Origin of the sequence: Campylobacter sp. JMF_06 NA1, from assembly GCF_027737785.1 — a bacterium.
In the GTDB taxonomy this organism is placed as follows: Bacteria; Campylobacterota; Campylobacteria; order Campylobacterales; family Campylobacteraceae; genus Campylobacter_B.
Window position 1 is genome coordinate 30,034 of sequence record NZ_JAOVUA010000007.1, and the last position, 13,009, is coordinate 43,042.

At 42.1% G+C, this 13,009-nt stretch carries 12 protein-coding genes and 1 tRNA gene; 6 read left to right on the forward strand and 7 right to left on the reverse strand.

Annotation, left to right across the window (positions count from 1 at the left end; genetic code table 11):
- Positions 1-34: 34 nt before the first annotated feature.
- A complete protein-coding gene (locus tag OFO07_RS07350; RefSeq protein WP_333720490.1) occupies positions 35-862 on the forward strand; it encodes a DUF234 domain-containing protein in 828 nt (275 codons plus the stop codon).
- Between the two features lie 71 nt (positions 863-933).
- Entirely contained in the window at positions 934-1,500 is a 567-nt protein-coding gene (gene efp / locus OFO07_RS07355) for an elongation factor P (protein WP_270859759.1), read from the forward strand.
- A 219-nt stretch (positions 1,501-1,719) separates the two neighbouring features.
- On the opposite strand, the gene OFO07_RS07360 is transcribed toward efp, so the two are convergent.
- Entirely contained in the window at positions 1,720-1,842 is a 123-nt protein-coding gene (locus OFO07_RS07360; protein ID WP_270871494.1) for a hypothetical protein, read from the reverse strand.
- Between the two features lie 91 nt (positions 1,843-1,933).
- Between OFO07_RS07360 and OFO07_RS07365 the strand changes: the two genes are divergently transcribed.
- Positions 1,934-2,010, forward strand: a tRNA-Ile gene (locus OFO07_RS07365).
- A gap of 93 nt (positions 2,011-2,103) precedes the next feature.
- On the opposite strand, the gene OFO07_RS07370 is transcribed toward OFO07_RS07365, so the two are convergent.
- Positions 2,104-2,529 (reverse strand): desulfoferrodoxin family protein, encoded by a 426-nt coding sequence (locus OFO07_RS07370; protein WP_270862763.1) that lies wholly within the window; start codon positions 2,527-2,529, stop codon positions 2,104-2,106.
- A 208-nt stretch (positions 2,530-2,737) separates the two neighbouring features.
- Between OFO07_RS07370 and OFO07_RS07375 the strand changes: the two genes are divergently transcribed.
- Entirely contained in the window at positions 2,738-4,057 is a 1,320-nt protein-coding gene (locus OFO07_RS07375; protein WP_270871495.1) for a dicarboxylate/amino acid:cation symporter, read from the forward strand.
- Complete coding sequence (locus OFO07_RS07380; RefSeq protein ID WP_270868881.1) at positions 4,058-4,738, forward strand: aspartate/glutamate racemase family protein; 681 nt, start codon at positions 4,058-4,060, stop codon at positions 4,736-4,738.
- An 88-nt stretch (positions 4,739-4,826) separates the two neighbouring features.
- On the opposite strand, the gene dnaE is transcribed toward OFO07_RS07380, so the two are convergent.
- From dnaE to OFO07_RS07400, 4 genes are all read right to left on the reverse strand, one after another.
- Complete coding sequence (dnaE, locus tag OFO07_RS07385; protein ID WP_270871496.1) at positions 4,827-8,954, reverse strand: DNA polymerase III subunit alpha; 4,128 nt, start codon at positions 8,952-8,954, stop codon at positions 4,827-4,829.
- 751 nt (positions 8,955-9,705) lie between these two features.
- Positions 9,706-10,248, reverse strand: coding sequence for a DJ-1 family glyoxalase III (locus tag OFO07_RS07390; protein ID WP_270871497.1), 543 nt, complete (start codon positions 10,246-10,248; stop codon positions 9,706-9,708).
- A gap of 9 nt (positions 10,249-10,257) precedes the next feature.
- On the reverse strand, positions 10,258-10,827 hold the full coding sequence (locus OFO07_RS07395) for a c-type cytochrome (protein WP_270859752.1): 570 nt from the start codon (positions 10,825-10,827) through the stop codon (positions 10,258-10,260).
- Between the two features lie 77 nt (positions 10,828-10,904).
- Positions 10,905-12,080, reverse strand: a complete 1,176-nt coding sequence (locus OFO07_RS07400; RefSeq protein WP_270871498.1) for an OprD family outer membrane porin — start codon at positions 12,078-12,080, stop codon at positions 10,905-10,907.
- Positions 12,081-12,310: 230 nt separating this feature from the next.
- Here OFO07_RS07400 and OFO07_RS07405 point away from each other — a divergent pair, with 230 nt between their 5' ends.
- Positions 12,311-12,463 carry a hypothetical protein gene (locus OFO07_RS07405; RefSeq protein WP_270865383.1) on the forward strand — a complete coding sequence of 51 codons (153 nt, stop codon included), beginning with the start codon at positions 12,311-12,313 and terminating at the stop codon, positions 12,461-12,463.
- Between the two features lie 4 nt (positions 12,464-12,467).
- Here OFO07_RS07405 and OFO07_RS07410 read toward each other — a convergent pair whose 3' ends face one another.
- Positions 12,468-12,854 (reverse strand): hypothetical protein, encoded by a 387-nt coding sequence (locus OFO07_RS07410; protein ID WP_270871499.1) that lies wholly within the window; start codon positions 12,852-12,854, stop codon positions 12,468-12,470.
- Positions 12,855-13,009: the final 155 nt, after the last annotated feature.

The window sequence follows — 13,009 nt, forward strand, 5'->3', positions numbered from 1 at the left end:
AGGGTTAAAACACACGGCTAGCAAATTTAGCCATTTGGAATTGGGTGAAATTTTGAAATTTCACTTCGTATTCGATGCTTTTGATATTTGTGCGAAATACGACGATGTATTTAGCGCGATAGAGGCTGAAATTTTGCCGAATTTTAGGGAGATTGGCGAGAGGTTTAGTTTCGGCGGCGAGTATGAAAAAGAGCTAAAACAAGCTTTGATGAAATTCGCCAAATCAGATCGCAAAAAAATCGGTGTCGCAAAGATACTGCCCCGCTTCACCGCCCAAAAAATCACGCAAATTTTGCTAGAAGCTGGGTTTTTAAATTTAGAAAAATCGCACGAAAAACGCCCTGTAAAATTGCATAAAAATGATAAATTACCGCGAATTTTAAGACGCTATCAAATCACAGACAAAGTCCATTTTAACGATAATTTCTCGCGGTTTTGGTTCAGGTTTATCGAGCCAAATTTGCAAATTTTGGCGCAGGGCGAATACGAAAAAGTCATCGGCGAGATTAGGGAGGATTTCGATAATTATGCCAGTTTTGGCTATGAGATACTCTGCCGCGAACTGCTCGCAAACTACCTAAATATCGACATTTCGCAAATTTCGAGTTATTGGGATAAAAATAGCGAGATTGATATTTTCGCGAAATTTGAGGGGTTTTTGATCGTGGGCGAGTGCAAATACAAAGAGCGCAAAATCTCAAAAAATGTCCTAAACGAACTGCTTACAAAGTGCGAAAATTCCGCGCTTGCGCCCGATATGGTGGCGCTGTTTTCAAAATCTGGGTTCTCAGGCGAGCTAGAAAAAATCAAAAATGATAAAATTTTGCTTTTTGATACTGAGGATTTTAAAATTTTACTTTGATTAAATTTGGCTAAATTTAAAGCTAAATTTAGTATAATCGCAGTTTTATGCAACCAAACTAAGGAGAAAAAATGGCTTATTCAATGGGCGATTTGAAAAAAGGTCTTAAAATCGAAGTTGATGGAATTCCGTTTAAAATCGTAGAGTATCAACATGTAAAACCGGGCAAGGGTGCGGCTTTCGTGCGCGCGAAACTAAAATCCTTCATCGACGGTAAGGTTTTGGAAAAAACTTTCCACGCAGGCGATAAATGCGAGGAACCAAATTTAGAGCAAAAAGATATGCAATACCTTTATGATGACGGCGAGTATTGCCAATTCATGGACACAGAGAGCTACGAGCAAGTAGCAATCGCTGACGAGGATGTGGGCGAGGCGAAAAAATGGATGCTCGATGGCATGATGGTTAGCATTATGTTTTACAACGGCAAAGCGATTGGCGTGGAAGTTCCGCAAGTAGTCGAGCTAAAAATCGTCGAAACTGCGCCAAATTTCCGTGGCGATACACAAGGAAGCAACAAAAAACCAGCGACCCTTGAAACTGGCGCGGTCGTGCAAATCCCATTTCATGTGCTTGAAGGCGAGGTTATCCGCGTAGATACCGTGCGTGGCGAATATATCGAAAAAGCAAACAAATAATTCTTTCTTCCCTGATTAAATTTGGCGAATTTGCGAAATTTGTTAAATTTGCCGAATTTAGCGGGGATTTTTAAATTTAATCCTTAAAATTTGTTGTTAAATTTTGTCAAATACTTTTGCGCTTTTAAACACTGCGCCGAAATTTGCTTTGAGTTTTGAATTTGGTTTGCGCTTGAATTCAGTTTGGGCTAATACTGCGCCGAAATTTGGGCGATATTTTTAAGTGTGGATTGCGTGGATTGCGTGGATTATACTGCGCCGAAATGTGCGCGGTTCTTGCGTTGTAATGTGTCGTGATTTGGCGCTAAAATTTGCGTGCGCAGGTTGGATTGCGTATCGCATGTAAGAAATTTGGCGTTTGGCGAAATTTTGCGCTTTAACTCAAATTTAAGAAATTTTTTGTAAAATTACAGCTTATCCAATTTATTCAATCGGGCTCATAGCTCAGTTGGTTAGAGCATCCGGCTCATAACCGGATGGTCCCAGGTTCGAGTCCTGGTGAGCCCACCACCACACAATTTCAGCCTTTTTTAAAAGCTTTTTAAAAACGATTATATAAAATTAAAAAATAAAATTCAAAGCCCCGAATTTGGGGCTTAGTGGTTATAAATTTATCGAAAATGTAAAATTTCCGTGCAGGTTACAGCGAGAGATTGCTTTGAGGGTTTTGACATCTTTTAGATTTAGTCTTGCGCTCAAAAATCCTCTGCTTGCGACTGGTTCTAACGAGGCTTTGGCTACGAGTTTATCATCTGCGTAAAGCTCAATCGCATAAATCCAGTGATCAGCGTCGCTTGGGTGGATTATTCCGCCTTGTCCGATATTGACATCTACTAGCGAATATCCCTTTTCATCGGCGTCGCGCACAGTGATTTCTGGGGTGTGTTTTTTCTCAAAATCGTTTAGATTTTTTGGATCTTCGGGCGTGATATCCTCGGTGTTTGCGATAAGGCTTTCGTCGTATGCGCTTAGTGTGCTAACGGCTGCGGCTGCCGTAACTATGGCTTTTAATGCGGTTCGTCTTTGCATTTTTTCCTCCTTAAAAAAGATGATAAATATTGTATTGTTTTATATTAAAGATAAAGTAAATCTTATTTTAAATTCGCCAAATTTATGGCGCAAAATTTAGAAAACAAATGAAATTTTAACCTTTCGTTATAAATTCAGCCCTAATTAAATTTGTTCTATGCAAATTTATTGTAAAATCGTAAGAACATTATATTTTAAAGGGGAAAAAATGTCGCAAAGTGACGCTAGTGCGCCTAAAAAGCGCGGTATATTTGCATGGTATTTTGAGTCAAGCCTACTTTGGCGCATAATGATTGCGCTTGTTTTGGGTTCGGTTTTGGGTATAATTTTACCGCAAAATGCCACCGTTGGCGATACCACTTGGGTATCGATTTTAACGCCGTTTGGTGATCTTTTTGTGCGAATGCTCAAAATGATTATGGTGCCTGTAATCGTCTGCTCGCTGATAATTGGCACAAGTTCGATTGATCCAGCTCACCTTGGTAAAGTTGGCGTCAAAACGATAATTTTCTACGCGATTACGACGCTGTTTGCAATCGCGATAGGTTTGGCGTGCGGATTGATTTTCAGCCCTGGTAGTGGGTTGGAGCTAGATGCTGCCAAAGCTGTGGAAAAGAGCGCAAACGCTCCTGCGATGAGCCAAATTCTGCTAAATATTATCCCTACAAATCCGTTTGAGGCTATCGTTAAAGGCGAAATTTTGCCTATTATCGCATTTTGTATTTTTGTGGGAATTGGCCTAGCGTATTGCAAAAGTAGCGACGATGAGCGCATTGCGCGTAGTGCAGAGACTGTGTATGCGTTTTTTGATGGTATGAGCGAGATTATGTTTAAGGTTATTCGCTGGGTTATGCAATACGCACCAATCGGCGTTTTTGCGCTAATGTTCGTTGTGTTTAACAAAGCTGGAATTGGCGCGATTAGTTCGCTTTTGACCGTTACGATTGCGCTATATGTGGGACTTGCGGTGCAGGTGTTTGCGATATACTGCGTGGTTTGTATGCTAATTGGCATAAATCCTGCGAAATTCTTAAAAAAAGTCCGCGCGCCTATGCTTACGGCATTTGTTACCAGAAGCTCGAACGGCACACTTCCGATTACAATGAGGACAGCTGATGAGGAAATGGGAATTCCAAAATCAATCTACGGCTTTGTTTTGCCTGTGGGTGCGACTGTGAATATGAACGGAACGACCGTATATTTGGGCGTTTGCACGCTTTTTATCGCTAATGCGTGCGGTATCGATCTCACTGCTCAAAACTACTTTACGATTATCATCACATCTATGCTAGCGGCTATCGGAACAGCCGGCGTGCCTGGTGCTGGCGCGCTAATGCTACTTTTGATATTAGAATCAGTAGGTATCAGCGTAACTGGAACCGTGGCAGTGGCTTATGGTATGATACTAGGAATCGACGCGATACTAGATATGGGACGAACATCTATGAATGTTACAGGTGATGTCGTAGCTTCGCTATATGTGGCTAAAACAGAGGGCAAACTAGATACCTCAAAATGGGAGAATTAAATGCGCAGAGTCGGAGTAATCGGCGGTATGGGACCGCTAGCAAGTGCTGATTTATATCTAAAAACAATAGAATTAACGGGGGCTAGAAGCGATCAAGAAAATATTCCGCTTCTAATCGATAGCTATCCGCAAATCGAGGATAGGACGGCGTGCATTTTCGGCGAGGGCGAGGATCCTACGCCAAAGCTAATCGAAAGCGCAACTCGCCTTAAAAATGCAGGTTGTGAGGCGTTTGTCATGGTTTGCAACACTGCGCATTATTTTGCGCCAAGGGTTTTGGAGGCTGTGGATTTGCCACTAATCCATATCGCAAAAAACGCAGTTAGCACGATACAAACCCGCTATCCAAATGCCAAAAAAATCGCAGTTTTGGCTACTTCTGGCACAAAAAAGGCTAGGGTGTATGATGAGCACCTCGAAAATGCTGGATTAATCAGCGTAGAGCTTGGCGAGGAAAATCAAGCCAAGCTAATGGATTGCATTTACAAAGGTGTGAAAGCTGGCAAAACCGCAGAATATGTTGAGACTTTCAAAAGCGTGCTAGATAGCATTGACGCGGATGTTTATATCGCTGGCTGCACGGAGATCCCGCTGTTTTTGCCACTTATTGAGACGGATAAGGTTTTCCTTGACGCTACGCTTGAACTTGCGCGCGCGATTGTGGAATTTGCCCGTTCGTAGCCAAATTTAATCAAATTTAATAAATTTAGCCCAAATTTTGGGCTAAATTTAGATTTTAAATTCTTAAAATTCGTAAATTTCAGAAATTTCACGCAGCTAAAATTTCGCCCACTTTCGCGCCAAAATCGTCGCCGACGATGTATTCGGTAGGATAGATCAAAACCTCGTTTTCAAACCTCACGCGCAAAATTAGCCGTTTGGAGTTTTTCAAATCTCTGTCGTTGAAGGCTAGGGAGTAGATTTTTTGAATTTTGTCGCGGTTTAGCTCGCTAGCACTTATTTCAAACTCGAAATCCACAGCCTTTTTGCGCTGTTCTTCGCGCTCTTTTTTGCTTTGTTGCAAGGCCACAAGTGCGGCGTTTTCGCCCTTTTCAAAGCCATTATCGCCGAAATTTCGCCTCTCTTTGCGCGCAGAGCCGCCGTAAGCCTTCGCTTCGCTAGGGGCGTAGTTTTCGACATTTCGCGCCTCATCGAGCGATAAAATTTCATCTAGGTAAATTTGATATTTTCCGCCGTAAGTTCCTGTGTTTTTCGCAAGCCTTACCCAAAATGCCAGCGGGCGTTCTAGGTCGCTATCGCTTAGGGCCAGCACGCTTTCGCACACATCGCCAAATGCCGCGACTTCGAAGCTTCCTGATAAATCGAGTATGGTTAAATTCGCCATTTGCGAGCCAGACTTTGTGGTGCGAGAATTTACGCTTTCGATTTTGCCGATACACAAAAGCTTCATTGATGAGCCATCATTTTGCAAAATTTCATCAAATTCACTCGATTTGCTGTGTGCGATAGGCGAAATTTCGCTTTCGAAAACTTTGAGTGGATTTCCCTCTAAAAATACGCCAGAGCGTGGTCTAAACCCAGCGTCTTTGGCGTTTTCTAGGCTTAGCATTGAAAGGAAGGAGACCTGATACGCTCCCTCGCCAGCGGCACTTTTGCTGATTTTTATCATAAAAGCGTATGGTTTTTCAAGCTCAGCGGGGCTTAAATTTTCGATAGTTTTTAGCGTGTTGTCAAATACGGCTAGTTCATACGAGCCGTGCAAATCCAAAATAGTCAAAATTCCCATTTTTTTGCCAGTTTTTGTGATACGAGTAGTGATATCCTCGATCCGCCCAACGCTTAAAATTTCGGCATTATCGCCTGTAATCTCGCCAAATTGCGATGAGAGCAGGTAATCTATACCGCTCATTTGCTCTTTATAATCATCGAGCGGGTGGCCAGAGAGATACACGCCCACGGTTTGTTGCTCGAATTTTAAAATTTCACTTTGCGCGAATTCTTCTGCGTTTTCCACGAAGCTTACTTTTATCCCCTCGGTCATCTCCTCATCTTCGCCAAATAGCGAGCTTTGAGCGTCTTTTTTGATTTCTGTGATTTTTTTCATCACATCTAGGATATTTTCCATGTTTTGGATAATACTAAGCCTAGTTTTACCCAAGCAATCCATCGCACCGCCGTATGTTAGGGACTCGATGACCTTTTTATTGACCTTGAAATTATCCACTCTGGTGGCAAAATCATCGATATTTTCAAAAAGCCTTTCGTTTTGAAGCTCCAAGATATTTTCAATCGCAGCCGAACCCACGCCCTTAATCGCACCAAGTCCGTAGATGATAGACTGCCCTGATTCGCTTGCTTCATCGTCGATTACGCTAAATCCGCGCAAGCTTTGGTTGATTGAGGGCTGTTTGAGGCCGATACCAAGCCGTTTTGCTTCATCGATATATTTTGCAACTTTATCTGTGTTTCCCTCCTCAGATGTGAGCAAACCAGCCATAAATTCGGCTGGATAGTAGGTTTTAAGATAGGCTGTTTGAAATGTAATCATCGAATAAGCCGCCGCGTGGGATTTGTTAAATCCATAAGAGGCAAATTTCATAATCATATCAAATAGCTCGTTTGCCTTAGCGACATCAAAGCCGTTTGTCTTAGCCCCCTCCAAATACTGCTCTCTCATGTGGGCTAGCTTTTTTTCGTCCTTTTTACCCATGGCTCTACGCACCAAATCAGCTTCGCCAAGCGAAAATCCGCCGATAGTTTGCACTAGCTGCATGACCTGCTCTTGATAGACGATGATTCCGTAAGTCGGCTCTAAAATTTCCTTGATTTGTGGGAACATATACGAGGCTTCCTCGCGTCCGTGTTTGATATCGATAAAGCGCGGGATTAGATCCATTGGACCTGGGCGATATAGCGAAATCATCGCGATGATATCCTCAAATCTATCTGGCTTTAAATTTACGGCTAAATCTTGCATGCCAGCGCCCTCGATTTGGAAAATTCCAAGCGTGTTGCCTGATTGGATTGTTTTATAAGTCGCAGGGTCGTTAAAATCTATTTTTTCCCAGATTATCTCTTTATCATATCGCCTTTTTATGAGTTTTAGCGCGCTATCGATGACATCGAGAGTTTTAAGCCCCAAAAAGTCAAATTTGATGAGATCCACATCTTCTAGGTAGTTTTTCATATACTGTGTGACGATACGCGCATCGTCGCCTTTATCTTGCTTGAAAAGTGGAGCCTTGTGCCATAACTCTTCGTTTGAGATAACCACGCCTGCTGCGTGCATGCCAGCGTTGCGGTTTAAGCCCTCTAATTGAAGCGCGAACTCCCATACTTGCGCGGCTGTGGGATCGCTTTGCAAAAGCTCGGCGATTTTTGGCTCTTGCTCGTAAGCACCCGGTTTGTATTTATCGCTACTTGGATCGCCGACGCCAGTTAGGGTTACGCCAGGACCTTCTGGGATAAGTTTTGCCATTTTGTCAGCTTGTGAGAGGGGCATATCGCAGACTCTGGCGACATCACGGATTACGCCACGGGCTAGCAATTTACCAAAGGTCGCTACTTGGGCGACATTGTATTTGCCATACTGTTTTATGACATAATCAATTACTTCGCCACGCCTTGCTTGACAAAAATCCACATCAATATCTGGCATAGAGATACGAGCAGGGTTTAAGAATCGCTCGAAAAGCAGATTATAAGGTATCGGATCTAGGTCTGTGATACGAAGCGCATACGCACAAATCGAGCCAGCCGCAGAGCCACGGCCGGGTCCTACTGGGATATCGTGGTCTTTGGCCCAGTTGATGAAGTCTTGCACGATAATCATATAGCCTGAGAAGTGCATACTTTTTATGATTTCAAGCTCTTTGTTTAATCTTTCTTCGTAAATTTGGTGTTTTGCCTCATCAATAAATTTTAATCTCTCTTTTAAACCCTCACGGCATAGATAATCAAACAAAAAATCATCATTGGCAAAGCTATATCTAGCCTCTGGTTCAGGCAAGTTTAATCCGTGTTTGCTAGCGTATTCGAGGGTAAATTTGAAATTTGGTGGCGTGGGAGCGTAGCCCTTTTCCTCGAAAGCAAAGTGCAAATCGCACTTTTCGACGATTTCTTGCGTATTTGTGATGACCTCTGGCATATCGGCAAAGAGCCTTTGCATTTCCTCATCTGATTTGACATAAAATTCGCTTACGACATGTTTTAGGCGATCTCCGTCGTTTATGGTTTTGCCCATGGCTATGCACTGATACACATCGTGGGCTGTGGCGCGCTCTTTGTAGGCGTAGTGGGCGTCGTTGGTGGCGATGAGTTTGATATCAAGCTCGCGCGCTATGCGGATTAGATCTTTTTCGACATTTAGTTGCTCGCCGATACCGTGTCGCATGATTTCTAGGTAAAAATCATCGCCAAAAATCTCTTTGTATTCTGCGGCGGCCTTTTTGGCGGCTTCGTATCCGCCTGCGCCTCGTTTTAGGTTTCGTTCGCTTAAATTTAGGTGAAACTCAACCTCGCCCGCAAGGCAGGCAGATGAGCAAACAAGCCCCTCGCTGTGTTCGCGAAGTAGTTTTTTGTTTATGCGTGGATAGTAGTAAAATCCGTTTAAAAAGGCTTGCGAGCTAAGATACATTAGGTTTTTATAACCGATTTCGTTTTTGGCTAGCAAAATTAGGTGGAAGCGATTTTTGTCGCTTTTATCGCCGATATCATCGTGGTTGTGGATATAGGCTTCGATACCGATTATCGGCTTTATGCCGTTTTTGCGCATGGTTTGGTAAAAATCGATCGCCCCAAACATATTGCCGTGATCTGTGATTGCGCAGGCCTTGGCGCCACGCTCGGCTAGGATTTTGGCTAGTTCGCTGACTTTGTTGGCACCGTCAAGCAATGAGTATTCTGTATGCAGGTGTAAATGTGTGAATTCGCTCATAAAATGTCCTTTGATTTTGCGCTCATTTTAGCAAAAAGGGGTTAAATTTTGGCTTTTTGAAATTTGGAGAATTTGCTTAATTTTGTCATTGCGAGCTTTCGCAGAAAGCGAAGCAATCCAGTAAAATTCAGAGCAAAATTCAACCTAAATTTTACATTGAACAAACACTAAAATTTTAGGCGAAATTTTATAAATTCTGCAAAAACACTAAGCTTAAATTTCATATTTGTAGATTGCTACGAATTTTGCTAACGCAAAATTCTCGCAATGACAAATTAAACAAATTTTGCTCGCTATTGTCATTGCGAGAAGCAAAGCGACGAAGCAATCTATGAGTAAAAATAACCAAACGCTAAATTTGCTGTCATTGCGAGAAAATGAAGTTTTCGAAGCAATCCAGAAAAATTTAAAGCAAAATTCAACCTAAATTTAGCATTGAACGATTTTGTAAATTTTAGGCTAAATTTTGATTTTCTCGTAAGGGGGAGGGCGCGCTTTTTAGGAGACGCTACCCTCCCCCTTACCAACCCCCACCCCTGTAAAACCTTAGAAGTGGCTAAATTTTAAAAAGCGTTGCTTTTTAAAATTTAGCTGATTTTGTTTAACTGAAATGCTTCGCATTTCTCACAATGACAGATTATAGATAATGGAATTTTATTGGATTGCCACGGCGACTGCGTCGCCTCGCAATGACAAATCAAGGCGTAAATTTTGCCTAATTTGTCATTGAGAGTTAGTGAAAATATTTGTTTTAGTTAAAAAGTAGCTCGGATTTTAGTGTGCTAAAAGCCTGTTCGCCTTTTAGTTCGCGCACGATTGCGAGTGCGAACTCCATTGCAGTGGCTGGACCACGAGATGTAATGATATTTTTATCTATTATGACATTTGCGCTAGCGGTGTAGCCAGCGTGCGCGATCGTGCCCTCGAAGCCTGGGTAGCATGTGTAGCTATCCTTTAAAACCCCGGCTGTGCCAAGAGCCCAAGGTGCAGCGCAGATTGCGCCGATTTTTTTGCCGGCTTTGTCAAATTTGCGTAAAATTTCGCCTAGTTTTTCGCTTTTTGCCAAATGCTCGGCACCCGGCAAACCGCCTGGCAAGACTATCATTTCGTATTCGTTAATGTCTAAATTTACGAGTAAATCATCGGCGATGATTTCCACGCCGTGAGAGCCTGTGACGCATTTTTTCTCTAAACCGAGAAATTTCGCGTCGATCCCAGCTCGTCTTAGCAAATCAACCACGCTTATTGCTTCGATTTCCTCGAAGCCATTAGCTAAAATAACGGCTACTTTCATTTTTGTCCTTTATTTTAGATATGAGCCTTGCTCGCTTGGAGTGGTCGAAATATCGGTATTGCCACCACGCGCAGAGCCTGAACCACCAGGCAAGAACGAAGTGTCGCCCTTCAAAAATGCGATGATATAGCCTATCTCTGTCGAGGTTGTAGATAGTGCGACAGAGTTCATTAAATATGCTTTTTTACCACCAAATTCATGGTCTGTGCCGTAGTTGCTCACAGCCATAGCAATCTCCCCTGCGGATAGATTTTTGATTTTTTTAGAGACACCGTGAGCGCGTTTTTCGCCGTTTGCGCCGTGGCATGAGGCGCATTTTTGTGCGAAAATTTTAGATCCCTCTTCTTTGGCAGCGGCAGGGTTATGCTTAATACTATTTAACACGCCACCTTTTGAGCCGTCGTTTTTATAGACATTGACTGTGATATTTTCGTCTTTGGAATGTTTTTCGATGAGGGATTTTAGCTCTTTTGCGAACTCGCCTTTTGCCTCAAACACATAGCTTTCTTCTGGCTCATTGGCCACCAAAAGCGCACCCGCGCAAAAACATGCTAAAAACGAAAGTTTTAAAGTCTTCATTTGATACCTTGTCGATAGAATTTAAAAAGGGCGAGGTTTTGCCCTCGCCCTAGATTATACCTAATCAGAGTAAATGATTAGAAAGCGTATCTAGCTTGGAATCTGATGTGATCTTCTTCGCTATCTTTTACGCCAGCTTTGCCGTCATATTTAACATGTGACCAGAAAGTTGTGAAGCTAAGTTTTTTGTTGTATTTGTAATTAACTCTAACAACATTTTCCCAAGCGTCTTCATCGTTGAATTCACCGCTAACGAAGTCATCGCCGATTGTTAGACCAGTGTCTGCGATAGCATAAGCAGCTGTGATGAACCAAGCGTGGTTGTCGCCTCTGAAATCTCTGTAATTAAGTAGGTCTTCACCTGGGCTGATGAAAGAGCCTTGGTCTTCAAAAGATACTCTTGAATGAACTTGTGAATCTGTATCGTATTGAACATAGCCAGCTGTTAAATCAAATCCAAATAGGCTTGTGCTAGCTTCTACACCAAAGAAATCAGCATCATCTGCACCGATTGCAACATACTCATCGCTAAAATTTGAGTAAGCATATTGAGCTGTTAAGCCTAGGTTGATATCCTCTGTAACATCGAAGCTTAGACCAGCCTCAACTGCGAATAAATCAACAACATCTTCTAGGCCAGCATACCATAGTTGGAAAGATACTGGATCATAAGAACCGATAGCAGCTACGCCCCATAGGTCGTGTTGATCTAGTCTTTTGCCATCTGCTGCAAGAGTTGCTGCTGCCGCATTTAAATCGATATCGCCATCGCTCTCTAATGTATCCATATATAGAGCTGCAAGAGTTAAGCCCTCGATATCTTGATTAACGACTTTCAAACCATCACCAAACATATCATCTGTGAAGAATGTGCCTAGTTTTTGGCGACCTAGTTGGAATGTAGTGCCACCGATTTTATATCCTAGGTATCCTTGGTATAAATCAAATTTTGTTGTAACCGCATCAGCTGTTCTGCCTTCTGCCCAGTCATTGTCGTGAGCATAGCGAATACCAGCTACGAAGAAGAAGTTGTCATCGATTTTTACATTTGTATTAACAACGCTTTTGAATCTCCATCTGTGATCGTTTTCTGTTTTTAGACCATCATCTGTTTTTGTAGAATCAATACGCATCCAAGCGAAACCGCTTACATCTACATCTTTGATTGCATCTTCTAATGCAACAGCACTTGCTGATGTAGCAAATGCACCTGCTGCGATTGCAGCTGCTAAACTAAGTTTGAATAATTTCATTTGAACTCCTTGTAAAAGTTATGGTCGTAATAGTAGCACAAAATACTAAATTATTTGCTTAAAACAATCTTAATTTTACTGAAATATAACCATTTTGTTACCGAGTATTAACCAAAATCGCTGAATTTTGCATAAAAAAAGCGAAGTGCGCTAACACTTCGCAAATATTGAAAGGAGTTTGATTTCGATAGGGTGATTGTAGCTAAATTTGAGTAAATATATGGCAACAAATGAGAATTATTTTTAATAGTGAAAAATTTGCAGTTAAACTAAATTTGGCTGATAAAATTCGTAAAATTTATGCGAAATTTATAATTTTTGGCGCGAAATTTGCCCTTTTTGTTAATTTTTCGTTAAATTTAAAGGGCGAAATTCGGGCGTAAGTTATCAAAAACTGATTTTTTCCTCGGTTGGGGCTTTGATATTTTCGTTTTTGCGGACCTGTTTTTTGATGATTTTGGTCGGCGTGTAGCTCTCTTTCTTGCCCGGGGTGATTTTGCGAGAGAGTATTTGCGCGCTAGAAACACTGCCATTTGCAACGCTGATAAGTGCGACATCGCCTGGGTTGGCGAAGTATTTATTTGATTTGGCACTGCATTGCTCGCTGGCGTTTATAAATTTATATGTATATGCGACTTTGCTCTGTCTTGTGTAGCTAGAAATCTGCATTTTGCTGGCGGTGGTGTCTGGGCAAAGTGGCGTGGTGCGTGGCGCGAAAAAGGCGCAACCTGTGAAGCTTAGCGCGATTAGGCAGGGTAGGATTAGGTTTTTCATTTTTTTCCTTTTTTAAATTTTTAGTTTTTAATTTTAAAATTTTTTCGGAAAAATTGCAAATTTTGCCTATTTTGTCATTGCGAGCGAGTGTAACGAGCGAAGCAAAATGAGCGTAGCGAAGGGGCATTTGGACGAGCCGTAGGCGAAGTCAATCC